The sequence below is a fragment of the Franconibacter pulveris genome (assembly GCF_056780215.1).
In genome coordinates, this window is record NZ_CM165555.1 from 4,529,797 (window position 1) to 4,552,254 (window position 22,458).

The window sequence follows — 22,458 nt, forward strand, 5'->3', positions numbered from 1 at the left end:
CCGGTAAAGGATGAGCGCCTTTTCTTTCAGGCGCTCAGAACTGAATTTCAAATACCGTCGCCGTATTCAAAACCGTGGTTGATGCCATTGAAATGCTGATCCATATCCATGGACGGCTTATCGCTTTCCGGTTTACCCACAATGCGCGCCGGCACGCCTGCCGCCGTAGTGTGTGGTGGAACAGGTTGCAGCACGACTGAACCGGCGCCGATTTTCGCGCCGCGGCCCACCTCGATATTACCGAGAATTTTCGCGCCTGCGCCAATCATTACCCCTTCGCGGATTTTCGGGTGGCGATCGCCAGTAGTTTTACCCGTACCGCCGAGCGTGACGGATTGCAGAATGGAGACATCATCTTCCACGACCGCCGTTTCGCCGATCACAATGCCTGTCGCGTGGTCGAGCATGATGCCGCGGCCAATTTTCGCTGCGGGGTGGATATCCACCTGGAAAGAAACCGATACCTGGTTTTGCAGGAAAATCGCCAGCGCCTGGCGCCCCTGGTTCCACAACCAGTGGCCAATGCGGTAAGCCTGAAGGGCGTGAAAGCCTTTAAGATAAAGCAGCGGCGTCGAGTATTTATCTACCGCCGGATCGCGAGTGCGGACAGCCTGAATATCACAGGCGGCGGAGGCGATCATTTCCGGGTCGGCGGCATACGCTTCTTCCACCACTTCACGAATGGCGATAGCGGGCATAATGGGCGAAGCCAGTTTGTTGGCGAGCATGTAGCTCAGGGCGCTGCCGAGATTTTCATGCTTGAGCAAGGTAGCATGATAGAAACTGGCCAACATCGGCTCACAGTCGGCAAGCGCGCGCGCTTCGGCTTTGATGTTATTCCAGACCAGACCCAGTTCTTCACACGGCATTGCTTTCTCCAGACAAACAAACGGCGGCCGGTAAGCTATGTTACCGGCGCGCTTTATAATTACGGACGTTCCGTCAGTGACTGCTTCGCTCATCCTTGCGCGCACGACCCAGCAGCGTTAATGCTGCCTCGCGAGCATTTTTTCCGCAATACAATACCTGATAAATTTCCTCGGTTATTGGCATTTCGACGCCATAACGGGCCGCCAGTTCACGCACCTCTTTGGTATTGCGATAACCTTCGACCACCTGACCGATCTGCGCCTGCGCGCCTTGCACGTCCATCCCCTGGCCGAGCATCATGCCGAAACGGCGGTTGCGTGACTGGTTGTCAGTACAGGTCAGCACCAGGTCGCCCAAACCAGCCATGCCCATAAAGGTGCTCGGGTCGGCGCCTAACGCCTCGCCCAGACGGGACATTTCCGCCAGACCGCGCGTGATAAGCGCCGTACGCGCATTCGCCCCAAAGCCGATGCCGTCAGACATCCCGGCGCCGATAGCGATAACGTTCTTCACCGCGCCACCCAATTGCACGCCGATAAAATCGGGATTGATGTAAACGCGGAAGCTTTTACCGCAGTGCAGCAACTCTTGCAGATCGTTTGCAAAAGCATCATCGGTAGAAGCGAGAGAAATGGCGGTCGGCAACCCCGCGGCCAGCTCCTTTGCAAAGGTCGGCCCGGAAATCACCGCCAGCGGAATGTCATCGCCGAGCGCTTCGCGTGCGACATCCTGCAACAGACGCCCTGTTTCCGCTTCCAGCCCTTTAGTTGCCCATACCAGACGGGCATCCGGGCGCATCAGCGGTTTTATCTGGCGCAGCACCTGATCAAAGACATGGCTTGGCACCACCACCAGAATATTGCGGCTGGCGGCCAGCGCGGCGGCCAGGTCGCTTTCAGGGTGGAGCGTATCAGGAAAAGGCACATCGGGAAGGAAAGCCGCGTTGCAGCGCTCTGCCTGCAGCGTAGCGATGTGATCCGGGTTATGGCCCCACAGCACAACGTGGTGGCCGTTCCTCGCCAGGGTGATGGCGAGAGCGGTGCCGTACGAGCCGGCACCGATCACTGTCATTGACGCATTAATGGTGTTCATCAGGCATCCTGATGGTCTTGCGCACCTTCGCCAGCCTGCTGCTGTAAATAATTCATGAACAGCGCATCGAAGTTAACCGGCGCGAGGTTCAGCTGCGGGAAAGTGCCGCGGGAAACGAGGTTGGTGATGCACTCGCGGGCGTACGGGAACAGGATGTTCGGGCAGTAAGCGCCGAGGCAATGCGCCATCTGCGTGCCTTCAATGCCGCCTACGGAGAAGATGCCCGCCTGCTGCACTTCACACAGGAAAGCGGTTTCTTCGCCAAGCGTAGCCGTTACCGTGACGCGCAGCACCACTTCAAACACATCGTCAGCCAGCTGGCTGGAAGCGGTATCCAGATCCAGTTTGACTTCCGGCTGCCAGTCTTTCTGAAACACGTGCGGAGCATTGGGTGCTTCAAAAGAGATATCCTTGGTGTAAACACGTTGAATCTGAAAGGTCATTTCAGTGTTGTTTTGTTCTGACATGAGTGAACCCTTTTACGTTATGTCCTTAAAATTGCCGTCACGGCTAAAACGCATCAGCGCAGAAGCGGATCGAGTCCACCACGTGCGTCCAGTGCATACAAGTCATCGCAGCCGCCGATGTGCTGCGCGTCAATAAAAATCTGCGGCACGGTAGTGCGTCCGCTGCGCTTAATCATCTCTTCGCGCTTTGCGGCATCGCCATCAATAGGCAACTCGATAAAAGTCACTCCCTTGCTGGTCAGCAGCGCCTTTGCACGGTGGCAGTAAGGACAGGTGGCTTTGGTGTACATTTCAATGTTGGCCATGACGTTACCTCTTGTAAGTTATTTACCACGCACCAGCGGCAGATTTTCGCCGCTCCAGCCCGCTACGCCCTCTTTCAGCACGTAGACCTGCTCGAAGCCTGCTTTGTTCAGCAACGAAGCGGATTCCTGGGCCGCCATTCCGCTGGCGTCAGTGACGATAATCGGTTTAGCTTTATGCTTTTCCAGTTCGCCAACGTTGCCGGCTTTAATCTCGTTCGGCAGCACGTTAACGGCGCCGGAGATGTGCCCTTTGCGGAAGTCGTCGCGCTGGCGAATGTCCACCACAACAGCATCTTCTTTATTGATTAAACGTGTGGCTTCACCACGGGTGATGACCTTCACTTTGGAGGTCAGCCCTTTGAAAGTGGTGTAGATCACCGCCGCCAGTAACGCAATCCACGCGATACTAAGTATGGGGTGACGGCTAACGAATTGCATAATTTCTTGCATGGGGGGTACGGACTCCCGATGTGAGTGAAAAAAAAATCAGGTGAGGAGTATACCTGCGCGTTGTGGCAATTACAGCCAGTGGAAGAGAGGTTCTGCGTTTTCTGCGGCGCGTTACGAAAAAAATGGCAAAAAGCGCCGAAAAGCGCTCGTCGCCTCGCCCTTTTCTTTGATCTCCTGCGGCTATCCGGCGCGTTGCGGTGTAGTAAAGTTACGCCAATTTTTGTCTTTAGCGCATGAGGTTGTCACAATGTCGGGTTCTAAAAAACCAATGGTGCTGGTGATTCTGGATGGCTATGGCTACCGTGAAGATCAGCAGGATAACGCTATTTTTAACGCCAAAACGCCGGTTATGGACGCGCTGTGGGCCACTCGCCCGCATACGCTTGTCGACGCCTCCGGGCTGGAAGTGGGCTTGCCGGACCGCCAGATGGGCAACTCTGAAGTCGGTCACGTTAATCTCGGCGCGGGCCGCATCGTTTATCAGGATTTGACCCGTCTCGACGTTGAAATCAAAGAACGCACCTTCTTCAGCAACCCGGCGCTGACCGGCGCGGTGGACAAAGCGGTCGCCGCAGGCAAAGCGGTGCATATCATGGGCCTGCTCTCGGCGGGCGGCGTGCACAGCCATGAAGATCATATTATGGCGATGGCGGAGCTTGCCGCCGCGCGCGGCGCAGAGAAAATTTTCCTGCACGCCTTCCTGGACGGACGCGATACGCCGCCGCGCAGCGCCGAATCCTCCCTGAAAGCGTTTGAAGCGAAATTCGCCTCGCTGGGCAAAGGTCGCGTAGCGACGATTATCGGTCGTTACTTCGCGATGGATCGCGATAATCGCTGGGAGCGCGTTGAACTGGCGTATGACCTGCTGACTCAGGCGCAGGGCGAGTATCAGGCGGAAAGCGCGGTGGCGGGACTGGCGGCGGCTTACGCCCGCGACGAGAACGACGAATTTGTTAAACCAACCGTCATTCGCAAAGCAGGCGATAGCGATTCCGCCATGGAAGATGGCGACGCGCTGATTTTCATGAACTTCCGCGCCGACCGCGCCCGACAAATCACCCGTGCGTTTGTAAACGCTAACTTCGACGGTTTCGCCCGTAAAAAAGTGGTCAAATTCAGCGAGTTTGTCATGCTTACCGAGTACGCAGCGGATATCAAAACCGCCTGCGCCTATCCTCCCGCCTCCCTTACCAACACCTTTGGCGAATGGATGGCTAAGCATAACAAAACGCAGCTGCGTATCTCTGAAACGGAAAAATATGCGCACGTCACCTTCTTCTTTAACGGCGGCGTGGAAGAGCCGTTCCCGGGCGAAGACCGCACGCTGATCAATTCACCGAAAGTCGCTACCTATGACCTGCAACCGGAGATGAGTTCCGCAGAGCTGACGGAAAAGCTGGTCGCTGCCATCAAGAGCGGCAACTACGACGCCATCATCTGTAACTACCCGAACGGCGACATGGTCGGGCATACCGGCGTATTCGACGCCGCCGTGCAGGCAGTAGAGGCGCTGGACCGCTGCATTGCGCAGGTGACTGACGCTGTCAGCTCCGCAGGGGGCCAGTTACTGATCACTGCCGACCACGGCAATGCCGAGCAGATGCGCGACCCGTCTACCGGCCAGGCGCATACGGCGCACACAAACCTGCCGGTGCCACTGATTTACGTTGGCGATAAGCGCTTGAAAGCAGTGGAAGGCGGGAAGCTTTCCGATATCGCGCCGACCATGCTCGCCCTGATGGGTATGGAAATCCCGCAAGAGATGACTGGCAAGCCGCTGTTCATCGTGGAATAATCCCTCCCCATGAGGGGAAAGGCGATTTTTTCAATAACATGGACCGCACAGCCGAAACGGCATTCGCTGCGGTCTCTGATCTACGCCAGCGCGCTCAGCGCTGGCGTATTGTCATGTCCGCTTTCCGCCCACGCGGATGACCGCGATCAACTTAAATCCATTCAGCAGGATATCGCCGCCAAAGAGCGCGCGGTACGTCAACAGCAGCAGCAACGCGCTAAGCTGCTCGCCCAGTTAAAAGAGCAGGAGCAGGCGATTGCCGCCGCAACCCGCAAACTGCGTGAAACGCAAAGCACCCTGACGCAGCTCAATCGCCAGATTGACGAGATGAACGCCTCCATAGCGAAACTCGAACAGCAAAAAGCCTCGCAGGAACGCAACCTGGCGGCCCAGCTTGACGCTTCGTTCCGTCAGGGCCAGCACAGCGGCTTACAGATGATCCTGAGCGGTGAGGAGAGCCAGCGCGGTCAACGGCTGCAGGCCTATTTCGGCTACCTTAACGAGGCGCGTCAGGAGACTATCGCGCAGCTAAAGCAAACCCGCGAAGAGGTCGCCTCGCAAAAAGCGGAGCTGGAAGAGAAGCAGAGCCAGCAGCAAACGCTGCTTTATGAGCAGCAAGCGCAGCAGGCGAAGCTTGAGCAGGCGCGCAATGAGCGTAAAAAGACGCTGTCAGGGCTGGAATCCTCTATACAGCAGGGTCAGGCGCAGCTGAGCGAATTGCGACAGAACGAATCGCGCCTGCGCGATCGCCTCGCCCGCGCTGAAGCGGCGGCCCGCGCCCGGGCAGAAAAGGAGGCGCGCGAAGCCGAAGAGGTACGAAGCCGCCAGCAAGAGGCCTCCCGCAAAGGCACGACCTACAAGCCTTCTGAAAGCGAGCGCTCACTTATGGCGCGCACGGGCGGTCTTGGCTCCCCCAATGGCCAGGCGTTCTGGCCGGTTCGCGGTCCGTTGCTGCATCGCTATGGCGAACAGTTGCAGGGTGAGCTACGGTGGAAGGGTATCGTTATTGGCGCGTCGGAAGGCACGGAAGTGAAAGCTGTGGCGGACGGGCGGGTCATCCTTGCCGACTGGCTTCAGGGCTACGGCCTGGTGGTCGTGGTGGAGCACGGCAAAGGCGATATGAGCCTTTATGGCTATAACCAAAGCGCGCTGGTGAGCGTGGGCGCCCAGGTGCGCGCCGGCCAACCTATCGCGCTGGTCGGTAGCAGCGGCGGTCAGGGCCGACCTTCGCTCTATTTTGAAATTCGTCGCCAGGGTCAGGCAGTCAATCCACAACCGTGGTTGGGAAGATAAGTTTTGCTTTATTTGCGTCGTCTCGTTGTTGCTTTTGCCGGTACGCTGGCGCTCGTCGCTCCGGTTTACGCCGGTAAACTCGCCCTCGTTATCGATGACTTCGGTTATCGTCCCCATAATGAAAATCAGGTTCTGGCGCTGCCGCCTGCCGTTTCCGTCGCCGTCTTACCAAACGCGCCTCATGCCCGTGAAATGGCGACCAAAGCGCATAACGATGGCCACGAAGTGTTAATCCATCTGCCCATGGCGCCGCTCAGCAAGCAGCCGCTGGAAAAAGATACGCTGCGCCCGGAGATGAGCAGCGATGAGATCGACCGCATCGTCCGGGAAGCGGTAAATAAAGTGCCCTATGCTGTGGGAATGAACAACCACATGGGCAGCGCCATGACCTCCAGCCTGTTCGGCATGCAGAAAGTGATGCAGTCGCTTGAGCGCTATAACCTTTACTTCCTCGACAGCATGACCATCGGCAACAGCCAGTCGATGCGCGCCGCCGCAGGCACGGGCGTGAAAGTCATCAAACGCAAGGTCTTTCTCGACGATTCGCAAAACGAGGCGGATATTCGCTTCCAGTTTAACCGGGCGATAGCCGTTGCCCGGCGCAGCGGCTCGGCCATTGCTATCGGGCATCCGCACCCGACTACCGTGCGGGTGTTGCAACAAATGGTTTATAACCTGCCGCCGGACATCACGCTGGTGCGCCCGAGCAGCCTGCTTAATGAGCCGCAGACGGACACCTCGACGCCTAATCTCACGCCCCCCGGCCAGTCCGCGCCGAGAAACCCTTTCCGCGGCGTGAAGTTATGCAAGCCTAAACATACGCCAGAGCCGATTTACGCCACGCGCTTCTTTAGCGTGATTAGCGAAAGCGTCAGCCAGAGCAATGTAGTGGCTTATTTCCGGCACCAGTGGCAAGGCTGGGGAAAAATTAAAGCAAATTAAAAAAAGACCAGCTTATGCTGGTCTTTTTTTTAGCGAATAAATTGAGAATCGGAAGCCGTTTTTATTCTGGCGCTTTTTTTATCGTATGCGTACCAGGCTTTGAAATATTTAAGAAAACTATAAAAAGTCGCATACAGCCCGGTCACCAGGCCAACTTTTCCTTCGCGCCACGCGCCGCTAAACAGATACCATTTAAAAAAGGCGCCGATAGCGCTTATCACTCCGCGCCAGAGCGAAGGTTTAACATATTTATATTTCACCAGCCGGCTGGTATAGCCGTTTAGCTTGTTAAAAACTTCATGGATGGAGTAAAACGTGTCGTGGCGAACATAACCGGGTATTTTCACGGTTTCAATATTTCCTTCCACTTTATCATCCACCGGGCGATCGTTAAAACGCGCCTGGCGCCGATTAAAAAGGCGTACGGGATAATCGGGAGACGATACAGGATATATCGTTTTTACCGGTTGGCCTAATACATGCCAGTAACGGGAAATACGCCAGGCTTTATCAGGCGCAGGCGTTTCACCTGCCTTAAGCGCGAGAATAAAATCCACGGTCTCCCGGTCAAGAATTTCATCGCTATCCATACACAAAACCCAGTCATTTTTAGCAAGATCAACAGCATAATTCATCTGTTGACCATGCATGGCGTAAGGATGTGTATGGGGAGTGATGTCATATTCCCGACATATTTCCACCGTTTCGTCAGTGCTGCCGGAGTCAAGCACCACGATTTCGTCAGCCACGATGATTAAGGGAGGCAATACCTCACGCAATAAGCGGGCAGAATTATGAGTGAGCAGACAGACGGATAGCTTAAACATAGTTTTAACAAATTTAAACAAAGCCTGAACAGACTATATTAAGCAACTTCTTAAAAAGCGATGCTGATTTTGTGCGATTACGGATGGGTTGTGACAGGAATCATAATTAACGCTAAAAAAGCGCCCGCAGGCGCTTTGTCATAAAAATTACTTATTCCAGTTAAGGATCACCTTACCTGATTGCCCTGAGCGCATCGCATCGAAGCCTTTCTGGAAATCATCAATAGAATAGTGATGGGTAATAATCGGCGTCAGGTCGAGACCGGACTGGATCAGCGCCGCCATCTTATACCAGGTTTCAAACATCTCCCGCCCATAGATGCCTTTGATGAAAAGTCCCTTGAAGATGACCTTATTCCAGTCGATAGCCATATCCGAAGGCGGAATGCCCAGCATGGCGATACGACCGCCGTGGTTCATGGTATCCAGCATCGAACGAAACGCCGGCGGCGCGCCAGACATTTCAAGACCCACGTCGAACCCTTCGGTCATGCCCAGCTCTTCCATTACATCTTTCAGGTTTTCCTGAGAGACGTTTACCGCCCGCGTTACGCCCATCTTGCGGGCCAGCTCAAGGCGATATTCATTCACATCCGTGATGACCACATGCCGCGCGCCAACGTGCTTCGCGACAGCGGCAGCCATGATGCCAATCGGGCCTGCGCCAGAAACCAGCACATCCTCGCCCACCAGGTCAAAGGACAGCGCAGTATGCACCGCGTTGCCGAACGGGTCGAAAATCGACGCCAGGTCGTCAGAAATGTTGTCCGGGATCTTGAACGCGTTAAAAGCCGGGATCACCAGATATTCAGCAAAGCAGCCCGGACGGTTTACGCCTACGCCAACGGTGTTGCGACAGAGGTGCGTGCGCCCGCCGCGACAGTTACGGCAATGGCCGCAGGTAATATGCCCTTCGCCGGAAACGCGGTCGCCAATTTCGAAGCCTTTCACTTCCTGACCGATGCCGACCACTTCACCGACATATTCATGCCCTACCACCATCGGCACCGGAATGGTCTTCTGCGACCACTCATCCCAGTTATAGATATGCACGTCGGTGCCGCAGATAGCGGTTTTACGGATTTTGATCAGCAGATCGTTGTGACCCATCTCCGGCTTCGGCGCATCGGTCATCCAGATGCCTTCTTCCGCTTTCAGTTTCGCTAATGCTTTCATCTCACACCCTCAGGCAATCACGCCAAGCTGTTTACCGATGCGGGTGAAAGCTTCCACCGCGCGTTCAATTTGTTCCGGCGAATGCGCCGCCGACATCTGGGTGCGAATACGCGCCTGCCCTTTCGGCACAACCGGGTAGAAGAAGCCGGTCACGTAAATGCCCTCTTTTTGCAGTTCGCGGGCGAAATTTTGCGCCACGACCGCATCGCCGAGCATCACCGGAATAATGGCGTGGTCGGCGCCCGCCAGCGTGAAACCCGCCGCGGTCATTTTTTCGCGGAACAGACGGGCATTCGCCCACAGGCGCTCGCGCAGTTCCACGCCGGATTCCAGCATCTCCAGCACTTTGATGGAGGCGGCGACAATAGCGGGAGCGAGCGAGTTAGAAAACAGATAAGGGCGAGAGCGCTGACGCAGCCACTCCACCACCTCTTTACGCGCAGCGGTATAACCGCCGGACGCGCCGCCCAGCGCCTTGCCGAGCGTGCCGGTGATAATGTCCACCCGGCCCATCACCTCGCAATATTCATGCGTGCCGCGGCCATTCGCGCCCACGAAGCCAACGGCGTGAGAATCATCCACCATGACCAGCGCATCATACTTATCCGCCAGGTCGCAAACGCCTTTCAGGTTGGCGATAACGCCATCCATAGAGAAAACGCCGTCAGTCGCGATAAGAATATGGCGAGCGCCCGCTTCGCGCGCCTCTTTCAGGCGTGCCTCCAGCTCCTGCATATCGTTGTTGGCATAACGGTAACGCTTCGCCTTGCACAGGCGCACGCCGTCGATGATGGAGGCGTGGTTCAGCGCATCCGAAATGATGGCGTCTTCCGCGCCGAGCAGCGTTTCAAACAGGCCGCCGTTGGCGTCGAAGCAGGAAGAGTAAAGAATGGCGTCTTCCATACCGAGAAACGCAGCCAGTTTGTTTTCCAGCTGCTTGTGGCTGTCCTGCGTGCCGCAGATAAAGCGCACGGAAGCCATGCCGAAACCGTGGCTGTCCATCCCCTCTTTCGCGGCGTCGATAAGCGCCGGATGATTGGCGAGGCCAAGATAGTTATTAGCGCAGAAGTTAATAACATGGCTGCCATCCGCCACCGTGATATCTGCCTGTTGGGCAGAAGTAATGATGCGTTCTTCTTTAAACAACCCTTCCGAGCGGGCGTTTTCCAGCTCGGTAGTTAACTGTTGGTAAAAATTCCCTCGCATTGCGATTCTCCAGGCAGGGGCCAATTCGGCACATATTATTACCCAAAGCTTCCCAAACAGACGAGACGACGATTCAGGGATTCTCCGTTTTGCAGCATAAATCACGCTTGGCGTCGCATCGCGGCGGCGGATAAAACAGGGGATGGCTGAAGGGCACCCGATGTGATGGTATGATTAGAACCATTCATGCCGGAGATTGCGCCCGGCTCACTTTTGAAGGACAGGATTATGATCATTGTTACCGGCGGCGCCGGCTTTATCGGCAGCAACATTATCAAGGCCCTGAATGATATCGGCCGTACCGACATCCTGGTGGTCGACAACCTGAAAGACGGCACCAAGTTTGCGAACCTGGTGGATCTGAATATCGAAGACTACATGGATAAAGAAGACTTCCTGATTCAGGTCATGGCAGGCGAAGAGTTCGGCGACATCGACGCCGTTTTCCATGAAGGCGCCTGCTCCTCCACCACCGAGTGGGATGGTAAGTACATGATGGATAACAACTATCAGTACTCCAAAGAGCTTCTCCACTACTGCCTTGAGCGTCAGATCCCTTTCCTGTACGCCTCTTCCGCCGCGACTTACGGCGGTCGCACCAGCGATTTCAAAGAATCCCGCGAGTTTGAACAGCCGCTGAACGTTTACGGCTATTCCAAATTCCTTTTCGACGAATATGTGCGCAAAATCCTGCCGGAAGCGGATTCACAAATCGTAGGTTTCCGCTATTTCAACGTTTACGGACCGCGTGAAAACCATAAAGGCAGCATGGCGAGCGTGGCGTATCATCTGAACACCCAGCTGAACGCCGGTGAAAATCCGAAATTGTTTGAAGGCAGCGACAACTTTAAGCGCGACTTCATCTACGTAGGCGATGTCGCCGCTGTGAACCTCTGGTTCTGGCAGAATGGCGTGTCCGGCATTTTTAACTGCGGCACTGGCCGTGCGGAATCTTTCCAGGCGGTGGCGGATGCAACGCTCGCTTTCCATAAGAAAGGCAGCATTGAGTACATCCCGTTCCCGGATAAGTTGAAAGGACGCTATCAGGCGTTCACGCAGGCGGACCTGACCAACCTGCGCGCTGCGGGCTATGACAAGCCGTTTAAAACCGTTGCCGAAGGGGTAACGGAATATATGGCCTGGCTGAACCGCGATGCATAAGCAGGTTAATGCATGAAGATACTGGTGATCGGCCCGTCATGGGTGGGCGACATGATGATGTCGCAAAGTCTTTACCGCACGCTCCGGGCGCGCTATCCCCAGGCGATAATCGATGTGATGGCACCCGCGTGGTGCCGTCCGCTTTTATCGCGTATGCCGGAAGTCAACGACGCGATCCCGATGCCGCTCGGCCACGGCGCGCTGGCGCTGGCGGAACGACGCAAGCTAGGTCAAAGCCTGCGCGAGCGGCGTTACGACCGCGCTTATGTGCTTCCCAACTCCTTTAAATCCGCCCTGGTGCCCTTTTTTGCCGGCATCCCTCAGCGCACCGGCTGGCGCGGCGAAATGCGCTACGGCCTGCTGAATGATGCGCGCGTACTTGATAAACAGGCCTGGCCGCTGATGGTGGAGCGCTACGTGGCGTTGGCTTATGACAAAGGCGTGGTGCAGTCGGCGAAGGATCTGCCGCAGCCGTTGCTGTGGCCGCAGCTTCAGGTAAACGAAGGCGAGAAGGCACAAACCTGCGCCGCGTTTTCGCTTTCTGCCGAGCGCGCCATTATCGGTTTTTGTCCGGGCGCGGAGTTCGGGCCGGCCAAGCGCTGGCCGCATTATCACTATGCGGAACTGGCGAAGCAGCTGATTGACGAGGGGTATCAGGTGGCGCTGTTCGGCTCCGCGAAAGACCACGAAGCGGGTAATGAAATCCTCGCCTCGTTAAGCGTCGAACAGCAGGCCTGGTGCCGCAACCTGGCGGGCGAGACCCAGCTTGAGCAAGCCGTGGTGCTGATTGCCGCCTGCAAAGCGGTGGTGACGAACGACTCGGGTCTGATGCACGTCGCGGCGGCTTTAAACCGCCCGTTAGTGGCGCTGTACGGCCCCAGCAGCCCTGATTTTACGCCGCCTCTGTCGCACAAGGCGAAGGTCATTCGCTTGATCACTGGCTATCACAAAATGCGCAAAGGCGATGCAGCGGAAGGTTATCACCAGAGCCTGATCGATATTACCCCTGCCCGCGTGCTTGAAGCGCTAAACGCGCTGCTGATGGACGAGGAAGCCTGACGGATGCGGGTGCTTATCGTTAAAACGTCTTCGATGGGCGATGTGCTGCACACGCTGCCTGCGCTGACGGACGCCATGCGCGCTATTCCCGGCATCCATTTCGACTGGGTGGTGGAAGAAGGCTTTGCGCAAATTCCCGCCTGGCATGCGGCGGTAGAGCGTGTTTTGCCGGTGGCGATTCGCCGCTGGCGCAAAGACTGGTTCTCCGCGCCGGTAAAAGCCGAGCGTCGCGCGTTTCGCGAAGCGCTGCAGGCGGTGCATTACGATGCGGTGATCGATGCCCAGGGGCTTATCAAAAGCGCCGCGCTGGTGACGCGTCTGGCCCATGGCGTCAAGCATGGCATGGACTGGCGCAGCGCGCGCGAGCCGCTCGCGAGCCTTTTTTACCGCAAGCGACATTCTGTTGAAAAACAGCAGCACGCCGTTGAGCGCACGCGAGAGCTGTTCGCTAAAAGCCTGGGTTATGCGAAACCGCAAACCAAAGGCGATTACGCCATCGCTCAGCATTTTTTACATCATTTGCCTGCCGATGCGGGCCGTTATGTGGTGTTTTTACACGCCACCACGCGCGACGATAAACACTGGCCGGAGAGCCACTGGCGGCAATTGATTGCGCTAATGGCGCCAACAGGGCTGCGCATCAAGCTGCCGTGGGGCGCACCGCATGAAGAAGCGCGGGCCAGGCGCCTGGCTGACGGCGCAAGTCTGGTCGAGGTGTTGCCGCGCATGAGCCTTGAGCAAATTGCTCACGTGCTGGCGGGCGCTCGCGCAGTGGTTTCCGTTGATACAGGGTTAAGCCATCTGACCGCCGCGCTGGACAGGCCTAACGTCACGCTTTACGGTCCGACTGACCCCGGGCTGATTGGCGGCTACGGGCAAAACCAACACACCTGCAAGCCTGAGCACTCTCAACAACTTAACGATCTGAGCGCGGAGGCGGTTTTCGCCGCCGTTGCGCCGTTGCTTGGCAACAAGCCTTCTGAATCCGGTGATGTCCATGGCTGAATTTTTTACTCCCGAGCGCCCGCCACGTCGGGTGCTGATTATTAAGCTGCGCCACCATGGCGATGTCCTGTTGACCTCGCCGATGTTCACCGTGCTGAAAAAAGCGTGGCCAGACGTGGAAGTGGACGCGCTGGTTTATGACGACACGCAGGCGATGCTCACCAGTCACCCTTATATCGACCAGGTGCATACCATCGGGCGCAACTGGCGCAAGCAGGGCTATTTTAAACAGTTCAGCCTTTATCGCGGCCTGGTGAAAACGCTGAAAGCGCGCGAGTATGACGTGCTGATTAACCTTACCGAACACTGGCACGGCGCACGGCTCGCGCGCCGTCTCAAACCGCGTATTTCGGTGGGTTTTCGTCCCGACAAGCGCACCGGCCTGGCGCGCTGGCGATGGGTCAACTCCTTTACCACGCTTTACCCGGCGATACAGGACAACACCCGTCATATGGTGGAGGTCAACCTCGACGCGCTGCGCCGTATCGGCATTCATCCTGCCACCAGCGACGACAAGCGCACGCTGTTTGTGCCGGGTGAGGAAGCGGAAGCGTTTGTTCAGGAGCGCCTGAAAGCGTTCGGCCTGACCAGCGGGGCTTATATTCTTGTCCATCCCACCTCGCGCTGGATGTTTAAATCCTGGGATATCAAAAGCCTTGCGGCCACGGTGGACGCGCTTGCCAGCCGGGGGCTGCCAGTTATTCTCTCCGCCGCGCCATCGCGTGAAGAGACGGAGTATATGGATAAACTGCGCGCTGCGATTACCCAGCCGGTGTTCGATCTCAGCGGCAAACTGAACCTTAAGCAGCTTGGCGCGCTGATGAAGCACGCCCGTGTTTATTTCGGCGTCGATTCGATGCCGATGCACCTGGCGAGCGCCGTAGGTACGCCGACGGTCGCCATTTTCGGCCCTACCGGGGCGATTAAATGGGCGCCCTGGGGCGTGCCGCATCGCGTTATTACGGCTGGCTTTACCTGCCAGCCGTGCGGCAAAGATGGTTGCGGCGGCAGCGGCGTTTCCGACTGCATCATGGCCATTACGCCGCAGCAGGTGCTGAGCGCTATCGATACCCTGCTGCTGGAAAGCAAACCATGAAGCTTGCGATCGTTCGCCAGACCTACAACCCCAACGGCGGGGCCGAGCGTTTTGTTTCGCGCGCGCTGAACGTGCTGTCGCAAAGCGGCGAGCTGGACGTCACGTTAATAGCCCGCCAGTGGGAAGACGCCGCAGGCTGGCAGACGCTGACCGTAAATCCGCCGTTTCGCAATCGCCGGGCGCGTGAAGAGGGATTTGCCCGCGAAGCGGCGAAGCAATTTTCGCAGTTCGACATAGTGCAAAGCCACGAGCGCATTCCCGGCGCCACTCTCTTTCGCGCCGGCGACGGCGTACATGCCGCCTGGCTTGAACAATACAACCGTATCCTTTCGCCGCTGCGCCGCTGGACGCAGGCCTTCAGCGCTTACCACCGCTACATTTTGCAGGCGGAGCGTGAGATGTTTACTCATCCGCAGCTGCGCAAAGTCATCTGTAATTCCAGGCTGGTGCGGGACGATATCGCCCGTCGCTTTGGGCTGGGCGCTGAAAAGCTTACGGTAATTTATAACGGCGTCGACACCGCCGCTTTTCACCCGGACGTGCAGCGTTTTTCGCAGCGTGAAGCATGGGGAATACCGGCGCAGGCGCCCGTGCTGGCCTATGTTGGCTCCGGCTTCACCCGTAAAGGGATCGCCGTGGCGCTCAAGGCTATCGCCGCGCATCCGTCCGTCTGGCTGGTCGTTGCGGGCCGCGACAAACATGCGAAGCGTTTTGAGGCGCTGGCGGCGAAACTTGGCGTGGCGGAGCGGGTAAAATTTCTCGGCCCGGTCGCCGACGTTAAGCAGGTCTATGGCAGCGCCGATGCGCTCATTCTGCCTACGCTTTACGATCCCTTTCCGAACGTTTGCGTAGAAGCGCTGGCCTGCGGGCTGCCGCTGCTGACCAGTACCCAGTGCGGCGCGGCGGAATGGATTGAAGAAGGCAAAAACGGCTGGGTGCGCGATGCGCTGGATGTAGACGGCTATCGCGAGGCTATCTCGCTTTGGCTGGCGGGCCGCGCACGCGGCGAAAATTATCGTCAGGCGGCGCGCCATACCGCCGAGCCTTTTACGCTCGACCGCATGGCGCAAGAGTTAAACGCGCTCTACCGCGAACTGCTGGGCTAGTTTATCGCGCCTGTCCCGCGCGGCAGGCGTTGGTAAAGACGTTTTCCATCGCATCCAGCATGCATTCACGGGTAAGGTGGCGGCACAGAAAATCATATCCCTGCTGCGCAAGCTGTTTGCGCAGCGCGCCGTCATTATAGAGCCGTACAATCGCCGCCATTAGCGCATCAGCATTACGCTGAGGGATCAGCAAGCCCGTTTCGTTATTCTTAATCGCATCGCCCGTGCCGCCGGCATCGGTGGCGATAGTCGCCACGCGTGACGCGAGCGACTGCAATACGCCCTGCGGCACCCCTTCCATATCGTGCGAAGGGCTCAGCGCAATATCAAAGGCCGGAAACCACTGCTCCGGGTCGCTGCGATGGCCCGCCATGACGACGCGCTCCTGCAACCCAAGCGCCGCTATCTCTTGCTCCAGCGTTTCGCGGTGCGGGCCTTCGCCGACGATAGCAAGCTTAATACGCGGGTTATCGATTTTCGCCAGCGCCTGCAGCAACACGCTGTGCCCTTTGTTAGGTCGCAGATGAGACACCACGCCCAGCCAGAAATCATCGACGCTCAACCCGCAGTGACGACGCGCTTCGGTTTTATCGCCAGGCTTAAAGCGCGCCGTGTCCACACCGCTTGGCACCGAGGTGCTGTGCTCGAGCGGCACGCCGATATCAACCAACTGATAGCGTAAAGCTTCGCCCGTGGTCACGACATGCGTACAGGCGGTGCCAAACAGCCAGCGGGTGCCGCGGTTGTTGCGCGGTTTGCCGGAAGCGTGGCGCGTACGCACCAGCGGCACGGCCCGGGGCAAGAACAGGTTCGCCAGCGCCACGAGCCAGGTATCCGCCGAATTATGGCTATTAATAACGTCAACCTGATGGCTGTTAAGCCAGCGGCGCAAGGCCATCAAGTTGCTGATATTCTTACGTTTCAGCGGAAGGTTAACCACCGTGAGACCCGCTTTGCGGGCAAGCTCGCTGAGCGGCGCCTCCTCCGGACACAGAAGCGTCACCTGATGGCCGCGCTCCACCATGCCGAGCGATTCATTAATGATGCGCAGAGGCTGGCCGCCCTTTCCGCCATCCGCCTCTGTATGAACGATATGCATAGCTTTTATTCCTTCGCGAACCCGTCTGAAAAGGCGGAATTATAGCGTTTGCTTTATAAGACGTTACAAACTTTATTCTTCTGTAGAGGGGGCAATTATGGTAATTTGCCGGGCGTTTTCATCTTTATTCTTAGACCCAGCTTAGCATTCAGCTGCTTTACTGATTGTTCTTTCCAGCAAATTACAAGCGTACATTTTAGCTTTATAAATTTTATGATGAATATTCGTAAGTCTTTGGCGGGTTTGTTGCTTTTTTGCGTTATGGGGCTCTGTTTTGTCTGGCCGATTCCTAACGACCTCTTGCTTTTTCACCGTAACGGCTTTATTTATCCCGCCATTTTGCTGGCGCTGGGCTTATTTATCCGCACGCCTCAGATTCGCGCAATGATTAATGAGCGTCAGGCTCGCCCGACGCTGTTGATTCTGCTCTTATTGACGCTGTTTATTCTTATCAACGGTTTTATTTTTGCGCCAGACATCAAAGAGATGCTGGATTCCTGGGACGGCCAGTGGCTGCGCCCGGTGCTGCTTTTTTGCTGTGGCCTGGTGCTGGCGCCCGTTATTCAATCCCAGTTTCCTTCGATTACTGCTGATCGTCTGTTTACCGCGATTGTGCTCTGCTTCTGGGGCGTCATCTGCGTTCATCTGCTGGATACCGCCTGGCTCTACTGGCGTGACGGGATTATTCACTGGGGCGAAACCCGCATTGTTTTTAACCGCACGCGGATGAGCTTTCAGATCAACATGATAACCGGCTTTCTGATTGCAGAACTGCTGGCTCGCGCCTTGATTCACCAGCGTTTTCTGACCCTGAAAACGCCCTTCCTGGCCTTTATGCTGCTGGCGAACCTGGTGTGTACCGCGCTGGTCGATACCCGCTGGGGCACGATTGGCCTGGTAGGCAGCCTGTTTTCCACTTTTATCCTGCTGGGGCTGCACAGAATGCGCCGCGGCAACATTTTGAAAATAGGCTCTATTTTCCTTGTGCTGCTGGTTGCCGCTATCGCCCTGGGCATCGCCTCATGGAAAACGGACCCACGCTGGCAAAGTCTTAGAAGCGATGCCGAAACGGGCTGGAACGCGCCTTTTACCAGCTACTGCTATAACGTTAATGGCGGCGCTATCCCGCTTAATGCGGAAGGACAACCAATGAACCATTCCAATGGGTGTCGCGCCAGCTTCTTCCATCGGGGTTGGGAGATTGTGGCAGAACACCCCTTTGGCATTGGCCCCCGTAAAGAAGCTTTCCGCTTCATCTTACGCCGTGACCTTCAAACCGATAAAGTCACCATTCCACACAGCCATTATGGCCTGATTGAATTCGGCTTACAGAACGGTGTGCTGGGCATTGCGGGCTGGCTGGCGCTGCTTGCGGCATGCTGGTATATCGGCTGGCGGCATTATCGTCACGACAAGACCATGCCGGGACTGTTTTTACTGCTCTTCACTATCGGTTTCTTCTCGCGCACCATGGTTGACCATAACCTGAAGGACCATTATCTGGAGCAGTATATGATGCTGACGGGCCTGCTTATCGGCATCTGTTGTCTGCGTCCTCGCGACTCCCGTACGCACAACGTCTCTTAATCCCCTTCACGGATAGCCAGCTTTTCTTTCTTCACTTGCAGTCGGAAAAGCTGGCGCGCGAACTCTGCTTAAGCGTTGCGGTCCAACGGCCATTCAGTCAAACTGACGCATTTTTCGCACGGCCCGGTTTTTACGGAGAAAGTATGTCTGACACCCCTCTTCTGAGTCTCGTTATCGCGGTATATAACGGCGAGAAGTTCCTGAGCGCGTTTTTTGAAAGTATCAAAAACCAGCATCTCAACAGCGTTGAACTGATTGTCGTTGATGATGGCTCGACGGACCGTTCCGCGGAAATCATTGGCCGCTATGCCAGTGAGTTTGCGCGTTTTCGCGTAGTGACTCAGGAAAATCAGGGCGTGTCAGTGGCGCGCAACAGTGGACTGGCGCTGGCGAACGGCGAATACCTTGCTTTCCCTGATATTGATGATGTGATTTACCCGGGCATGTACAACCGGCTGCTGGAAATCGCCACGCAGAACCGTCTTGATGTAGCGACCTGCAATGGCACCTATATCTATGACGACGGTCGCCCGGCCAAAAAGATATTTCCGTCCGACCGTCTGGCTTCAACCGGCGTGATTGATGGCCCAACCTGGCTGCAGATGGCGCTGGATTCCCGCAAATTCCTGCACGTCACCTGGCTTAATATTTATCGGCATGATTTTATCAAACGCCAGGGTTTTACTTTCGAACCGGGTTTGCGGCACCAGGATATTCCCTGGACGACAGAAGTCTTACTTACCGCCGAGCGGGTGCAATATATTGACGAAGCGCTGTATGACTATTTGATTCACTCCGCTTCGGTCTCGCATACCCCCGGCACCGATGACACACGTATGCGTTCCGCACGTCACTACATGAAGATTCTGGAGCTGCTTAACGCCATTAATGAGCGCTACCCGGAACAGGTAAAACGCGTCCCGGCCTGCCACTGGCAAATCGCTAAAGAGGGCCTGGGCATTTTGCACAGCATCAACAATATCGAAAATCCGGATAAGAAGCGTGAAATTACCCGCGAACTGTTTGAGCGGGGGATCTGGGAGATGATTTGGCGTAACGCGCGCGGCTTCAAGCAGCGCTGGCGTCTGGGTCGTCGTTATTTTCGTCTTAAGAAGATTTATAAAGCCTCATGATGAAGAAAATTAAACTGCACGCTGTCTCGCGCGCCGATTTTATCGCAAAAAATTATGCCGACTTTCAGGCATTGCTTGACGCCCGTGTGAACCCGGACACCATTCCAGAACGCTTTTATTGCGGCGGGCGCGGCGGCTGGACCTTTCAGACGGCGTTAACCCTTAATCATTACTATCCGGATCTGATTGAGTGTTCGTTCGGCGCGCAGTGCCGCCCCGACGCCATTAACCTGATGCACAACGATGATTTTGGCTCCCGCGTTAAGCCCTGGAAAGGGGTAACGGTAGTCGCACGCGCCGATCGGCCGCCGATTATTGGTGCAGACTACGTCGTTGAGCAGAATCCGGAAGTGGCAGGTCATGGCAACCGACTCTTCGTGCCTTACTGGCCGCAGCCGGGCGTACAGCCGCGCGAGCGCACTGATAACACCGTACGCACCGTCGCCTACTTTGGCCGCGTTGACAGCTTCCCGCCGGAATATGCCAGCGAGGAGTTTAAACAGCGCCTGGCGGCTGAAGGCATTGACCTGCGTATCTCTTTCAATAACTGGACCGACTATCGCGACGTGGATGTTTGCGTGAGTTTCCGCAAATCTCACGATCACAAGCTTGCACGCAAACCCGCCAGCAAACTGATTAACGGCTGGCTTGGCAAAACGGTCATGGTCTGTGATGACGAGCCCTCTTTCCGCGCTATTCGTGAAAGCGAACTCGATTATTTAATTGCGAAAAATCCGGATGAAGCCTTTGCGGCGATTATGCGTCTTAAAAACGATCCGACGCTGTTTCGCAGCATGCTGGAGCAGGGAGAAAAACGGCTGTTGGTTTACTCGCGTGAAGCGGTGGCCGCACGCTGGTTCGCTCTTTTTGAATCTATCTGGCAAAAAGGGCTGCACCAGCGCCCCGCTGCCGTCCGCGCGCTGCGCTTTGGTTTCGGCAAAGCGATCCGTCCGCTTACCCGAAAAATGTAATGTTTTAAGGTTATTCCATGTCTGTTGCTACCTTCACTGCGTCCAAAACAGGACGCAGTAACCTGCTGCGTACGCTGGGCCTGACGCTTGCGTTTATGCTGCTGTTTTCGCTTTCTGAAATCAGCATCCTGCTGAAAGATAATGTGTATCATCCTAAGCCGGATGATCTGCTGCTCTACGTGATTATCTCTTTGCTGGCGGCCGCCAGCGCGCGCTTCTTCCTGACGCGCCTGTTGCTGGCCGTGACGTTCATCGTGCAGATCAGCGAAGCCATCTATTACACCTTCTATGGCCAGTTTTATGGCCCAAGCGAGGTGTGGCTGGCATTTGTCGAGACCAAAGATATCGCCAGCGGCATAAGCGACAGCATCGGCACGCTTGGCATCTATTTTGTCTTTATGCTGGCGGCGGTGGTTTTCTCGCTCGGCGTTGCCCGCCGCTTTGCGCCAGCGTGGAAAAAATGGCTGACGATCCCCTGCCTGATGGCTATCGTGGTGATGTTTGCCGGGCAGTTTTATAAAGCCATTGACGGCCAGATGTATAAGTTCAACCCGGATTTGCGCCATTCGCTGCTGCGCAACGGCCTTTCAGCGATGAGCTTTAGCGCTATTCGCCTTATTCCAGAGGCTATCTCCGGCGAAAACCAGAACATCGCGCATTATGATCCCTACACCGTGAAACCCGTACCGGGCTACCAGAGCGGTAAATACTCCATCATTCTGGCCATTGGCGAAAGCCTGAATCCGCATCACGTCAGCGCCATTGGCTATGACCGTGAGACGACGCCGGAGCTCGCTGCGCTGATGAAACAGTATCAGGGCACGTCACGCATTATCGTTTCTAACGCGGTCTCTACGCGCGTGGCGATCCCGATGCTGGTGAACAACCTGCGTGAGCCGGATAACTATTACGCTTATAAATCAAAATCCACTAACCTGTTTGCCAATGCGCAGAAACAGGGCTACCAGACCGCGTTTATCTCCGCCCAGGGGCTGGAAGGCCTGAGCAACTGGATAGGCGTGCACAATATCAATTTGTGGGAAGACACGCAGGTTCGCCCTGCGCCGGAAGTGGGCGCGGACAGCGTGCTGACCCCTTCCGTAGAAAAAGCGGACCTCGACTACGCGAAGCCGTTTTTCATGGTGCTGAACAGCCGCGCGCCGCATATTCCTTATGAGCGTAACATTCCGGCGGGTTTTGCGAAGTTCTCCACGCCAAAGGTTGCCGATAGCGTTGCGCAGAAGAAAAACGAGTATGACGATGCTATCCGTCTGTACGACAAAGAGCTGGCCTCGGCTATTCGCACGGTCATGGCGAAATCGAAGCTGCCGGTGCTGGTCTTTATCACGTCTGACCATGGCGAACGCGTGGGCGACGGCGGCTTGTTTGGCCACTCGGTGGTGGAAATGCCAATCGCTCAGGTGCCGTTTATCTACTTCAGCAACGGAAAAGCGTATCGCTTTGATGACATCGCGGCGGCGCAGCCGAAAAACCATTTCCAGCTCGCGACGCTCATCAACAAAATGTTGGGCTTTGAGGTCACCAACCCTAATCTCAAAGACGATAGTTTCTTTATCACCGGCGGTGATATTCGCGGCTTGTCGGAGCGTATAACCTATCATCTTGATTCCTTGCCGGAAAATAAGCGCTGATAACCTCTTTAGCAGACGCTTTTCTTACTGCGGGCAGACCTGTGCTGCCCGCTTAATCATCAGAATCCGCTCTCTTTGTGCCCTGGCGGGGCAAAACCGCGCCCACGACGCCAAAAGGATAGCTTTAGCTACGCTAAATGCTTAGAATTTGCCCGCCGATAAAGAA

Annotated in this window: 21 protein-coding genes; 12 read left to right on the forward strand and 9 right to left on the reverse strand. The window is 56.1% G+C overall.

Annotated features, from left to right (window positions below):
- Positions 1-47 precede the first annotated feature (47 nt).
- The 5 genes from cysE to ACU4F7_RS21370 form a co-directional block, all read right to left on the reverse strand.
- Complete coding sequence (cysE, locus tag ACU4F7_RS21350) at positions 48-869, reverse strand: serine O-acetyltransferase (RefSeq protein ID WP_024557894.1); 822 nt, start codon at positions 867-869, stop codon at positions 48-50.
- Positions 870-942: 73 nt separating this feature from the next.
- Positions 943-1,962, reverse strand: a complete 1,020-nt coding sequence (gene gpsA, locus ACU4F7_RS21355) for an NAD(P)H-dependent glycerol-3-phosphate dehydrogenase (protein WP_481637722.1) — start codon at positions 1,960-1,962, stop codon at positions 943-945.
- A complete protein-coding gene (secB, locus tag ACU4F7_RS21360; protein ID WP_024557892.1) occupies positions 1,962-2,429 on the reverse strand; it encodes a protein-export chaperone SecB in 468 nt (155 codons plus the stop codon). Before secB ends, gpsA begins: the two co-directional genes overlap by 1 nt.
- Before the next feature lie 53 nt (positions 2,430-2,482).
- On the reverse strand, positions 2,483-2,734 hold the full coding sequence (gene grxC, locus ACU4F7_RS21365) for a glutaredoxin 3 (RefSeq protein WP_024557891.1): 252 nt from the start codon (positions 2,732-2,734) through the stop codon (positions 2,483-2,485).
- An 18-nt stretch (positions 2,735-2,752) separates the two neighbouring features.
- Positions 2,753-3,184, reverse strand: coding sequence for a rhodanese-like domain-containing protein (locus tag ACU4F7_RS21370; RefSeq protein WP_024557890.1), 432 nt, complete (start codon positions 3,182-3,184; stop codon positions 2,753-2,755).
- A 247-nt stretch (positions 3,185-3,431) separates the two neighbouring features.
- Between ACU4F7_RS21370 and gpmM the strand changes: the two genes are divergently transcribed.
- From gpmM to ACU4F7_RS21385, 3 genes are read left to right on the forward strand one after another with little or no spacing between them, the layout of a single operon-like run.
- Positions 3,432-4,979: a 2,3-bisphosphoglycerate-independent phosphoglycerate mutase gene (gene gpmM / locus ACU4F7_RS21375; RefSeq protein WP_481637723.1), complete on the forward strand. Its 1,548-nt coding sequence runs from the start codon at positions 3,432-3,434 to the stop codon at positions 4,977-4,979.
- A gap of 9 nt (positions 4,980-4,988) precedes the next feature.
- The gene (gene envC, locus ACU4F7_RS21380; RefSeq protein ID WP_481637724.1) at positions 4,989-6,272 is read left to right on the forward strand and encodes a murein hydrolase activator EnvC; all 1,284 of its coding nucleotides are present in this window, start codon (positions 4,989-4,991) and stop codon (positions 6,270-6,272) included.
- Between the two features lie 3 nt (positions 6,273-6,275).
- Complete coding sequence (locus ACU4F7_RS21385) at positions 6,276-7,214, forward strand: divergent polysaccharide deacetylase family protein (RefSeq protein WP_481637725.1); 939 nt, start codon at positions 6,276-6,278, stop codon at positions 7,212-7,214.
- Between the two features lie 29 nt (positions 7,215-7,243).
- On the opposite strand, the gene ACU4F7_RS21390 is transcribed toward ACU4F7_RS21385, so the two are convergent.
- The 3 genes from ACU4F7_RS21390 to kbl form a co-directional block, all read right to left on the reverse strand.
- Positions 7,244-8,041, reverse strand: coding sequence for a glycosyltransferase family 2 protein (locus ACU4F7_RS21390; RefSeq protein ID WP_481638762.1), 798 nt, complete (start codon positions 8,039-8,041; stop codon positions 7,244-7,246).
- A gap of 147 nt (positions 8,042-8,188) precedes the next feature.
- Entirely contained in the window at positions 8,189-9,217 is a 1,029-nt protein-coding gene (tdh, locus tag ACU4F7_RS21395; RefSeq protein WP_481637726.1) for an L-threonine 3-dehydrogenase, read from the reverse strand.
- 9 nt (positions 9,218-9,226) lie between these two features.
- Complete coding sequence (gene kbl / locus ACU4F7_RS21400) at positions 9,227-10,423, reverse strand: glycine C-acetyltransferase (RefSeq protein WP_481637727.1); 1,197 nt, start codon at positions 10,421-10,423, stop codon at positions 9,227-9,229.
- Positions 10,424-10,651: 228 nt separating this feature from the next.
- Here kbl and rfaD point away from each other — a divergent pair, with 228 nt between their 5' ends.
- From rfaD to ACU4F7_RS21425, 5 genes are read left to right on the forward strand one after another with little or no spacing between them, the layout of a single operon-like run.
- Positions 10,652-11,584, forward strand: coding sequence for an ADP-glyceromanno-heptose 6-epimerase (rfaD, locus tag ACU4F7_RS21405; protein WP_024551577.1), 933 nt, complete (start codon positions 10,652-10,654; stop codon positions 11,582-11,584).
- A 12-nt stretch (positions 11,585-11,596) separates the two neighbouring features.
- Positions 11,597-12,643 carry an ADP-heptose--LPS heptosyltransferase RfaF gene (gene rfaF, locus ACU4F7_RS21410; protein WP_481637728.1) on the forward strand — a complete coding sequence of 349 codons (1,047 nt, stop codon included), beginning with the start codon at positions 11,597-11,599 and terminating at the stop codon, positions 12,641-12,643.
- Positions 12,644-12,646: 3 nt separating this feature from the next.
- Complete coding sequence (rfaC, locus tag ACU4F7_RS21415) at positions 12,647-13,648, forward strand: lipopolysaccharide heptosyltransferase RfaC (protein WP_481637729.1); 1,002 nt, start codon at positions 12,647-12,649, stop codon at positions 13,646-13,648.
- Entirely contained in the window at positions 13,641-14,744 is a 1,104-nt protein-coding gene (rfaQ, locus tag ACU4F7_RS21420) for a putative lipopolysaccharide heptosyltransferase III (RefSeq protein WP_029589912.1), read from the forward strand. Before rfaC ends, rfaQ begins: the two co-directional genes overlap by 8 nt.
- Positions 14,741-15,850 carry a glycosyltransferase family 4 protein gene (locus ACU4F7_RS21425; protein WP_481637730.1) on the forward strand — a complete coding sequence of 370 codons (1,110 nt, stop codon included), beginning with the start codon at positions 14,741-14,743 and terminating at the stop codon, positions 15,848-15,850. The genes rfaQ and ACU4F7_RS21425 overlap by 4 nt, the downstream gene beginning before the upstream one ends.
- A gap of 1 nt (position 15,851) precedes the next feature.
- Here the strand turns inward: ACU4F7_RS21425 and ACU4F7_RS21430 are convergent, their stop codons facing one another.
- Positions 15,852-16,949 (reverse strand): glycosyltransferase family 4 protein, encoded by a 1,098-nt coding sequence (locus ACU4F7_RS21430; protein ID WP_481637731.1) that lies wholly within the window; start codon positions 16,947-16,949, stop codon positions 15,852-15,854.
- 213 nt (positions 16,950-17,162) lie between these two features.
- Here ACU4F7_RS21430 and ACU4F7_RS21435 point away from each other — a divergent pair, with 213 nt between their 5' ends.
- The 4 genes from ACU4F7_RS21435 (at position 17,163) to ACU4F7_RS21450 (ending at position 22,292) form a co-directional block, all read left to right on the forward strand.
- Positions 17,163-18,536, forward strand: coding sequence for an O-antigen ligase family protein (locus tag ACU4F7_RS21435; RefSeq protein ID WP_029589915.1), 1,374 nt, complete (start codon positions 17,163-17,165; stop codon positions 18,534-18,536).
- Positions 18,537-18,679: 143 nt separating this feature from the next.
- Positions 18,680-19,669: a glycosyltransferase gene (locus tag ACU4F7_RS21440; protein ID WP_024557877.1), complete on the forward strand. Its 990-nt coding sequence runs from the start codon at positions 18,680-18,682 to the stop codon at positions 19,667-19,669.
- The gene (locus tag ACU4F7_RS21445; RefSeq protein ID WP_029589917.1) at positions 19,669-20,640 is read left to right on the forward strand and encodes a glycosyltransferase family protein; all 972 of its coding nucleotides are present in this window, start codon (positions 19,669-19,671) and stop codon (positions 20,638-20,640) included. The genes ACU4F7_RS21440 and ACU4F7_RS21445 overlap by 1 nt, the downstream gene beginning before the upstream one ends.
- Positions 20,641-20,657: 17 nt before the next feature.
- Complete coding sequence (locus tag ACU4F7_RS21450; protein ID WP_481637732.1) at positions 20,658-22,292, forward strand: sulfatase-like hydrolase/transferase; 1,635 nt, start codon at positions 20,658-20,660, stop codon at positions 22,290-22,292.
- Positions 22,293-22,458 lie beyond the last annotated feature (166 nt).

Coding starts and splice junctions, on each gene's coding strand:
- cysE (WP_024557894.1), bottom strand. CDS start 869: ATGCCGTGTGAAGAACTGGGTCTGGTCTGGAATAACATCAAAGCCGAA.
- gpsA (WP_481637722.1), bottom strand. CDS start 1,962: ATGAACACCATTAATGCGTCAATGACAGTGATCGGTGCCGGCTCGTAC.
- secB (WP_024557892.1), bottom strand. CDS start 2,429: ATGTCAGAACAAAACAACACTGAAATGACCTTTCAGATTCAACGTGTT.
- grxC (WP_024557891.1), bottom strand. CDS start 2,734: ATGGCCAACATTGAAATGTACACCAAAGCCACCTGTCCTTACTGCCAC.
- ACU4F7_RS21370 (WP_024557890.1), bottom strand. CDS start 3,184: ATGCAAGAAATTATGCAATTCGTTAGCCGTCACCCCATACTTAGTATC.
- gpmM (WP_481637723.1), top strand. CDS start 3,432: ATGTCGGGTTCTAAAAAACCAATGGTGCTGGTGATTCTGGATGGCTAT.
- envC (WP_481637724.1), top strand. CDS start 4,989: ATGAGGGGAAAGGCGATTTTTTCAATAACATGGACCGCACAGCCGAAA.
- ACU4F7_RS21390 (WP_481638762.1), bottom strand. CDS start 8,041: ATGTTTAAGCTATCCGTCTGTCTGCTCACTCATAATTCTGCCCGCTTA.
- tdh (WP_481637726.1), bottom strand. CDS start 9,217: ATGAAAGCATTAGCGAAACTGAAAGCGGAAGAAGGCATCTGGATGACC.
- kbl (WP_481637727.1), bottom strand. CDS start 10,423: ATGCGAGGGAATTTTTACCAACAGTTAACTACCGAGCTGGAAAACGCC.
- rfaD (WP_024551577.1), top strand. CDS start 10,652: ATGATCATTGTTACCGGCGGCGCCGGCTTTATCGGCAGCAACATTATC.
- rfaF (WP_481637728.1), top strand. CDS start 11,597: ATGAAGATACTGGTGATCGGCCCGTCATGGGTGGGCGACATGATGATG.
- rfaC (WP_481637729.1), top strand. CDS start 12,647: ATGCGGGTGCTTATCGTTAAAACGTCTTCGATGGGCGATGTGCTGCAC.
- rfaQ (WP_029589912.1), top strand. CDS start 13,641: ATGGCTGAATTTTTTACTCCCGAGCGCCCGCCACGTCGGGTGCTGATT.
- ACU4F7_RS21425 (WP_481637730.1), top strand. CDS start 14,741: ATGAAGCTTGCGATCGTTCGCCAGACCTACAACCCCAACGGCGGGGCC.
- ACU4F7_RS21430 (WP_481637731.1), bottom strand. CDS start 16,949: ATGCATATCGTTCATACAGAGGCGGATGGCGGAAAGGGCGGCCAGCCT.
- ACU4F7_RS21435 (WP_029589915.1), top strand. CDS start 17,163: ATGATGAATATTCGTAAGTCTTTGGCGGGTTTGTTGCTTTTTTGCGTT.
- ACU4F7_RS21440 (WP_024557877.1), top strand. CDS start 18,680: ATGTCTGACACCCCTCTTCTGAGTCTCGTTATCGCGGTATATAACGGC.
- ACU4F7_RS21445 (WP_029589917.1), top strand. CDS start 19,669: ATGAAGAAAATTAAACTGCACGCTGTCTCGCGCGCCGATTTTATCGCA.
- ACU4F7_RS21450 (WP_481637732.1), top strand. CDS start 20,658: ATGTCTGTTGCTACCTTCACTGCGTCCAAAACAGGACGCAGTAACCTG.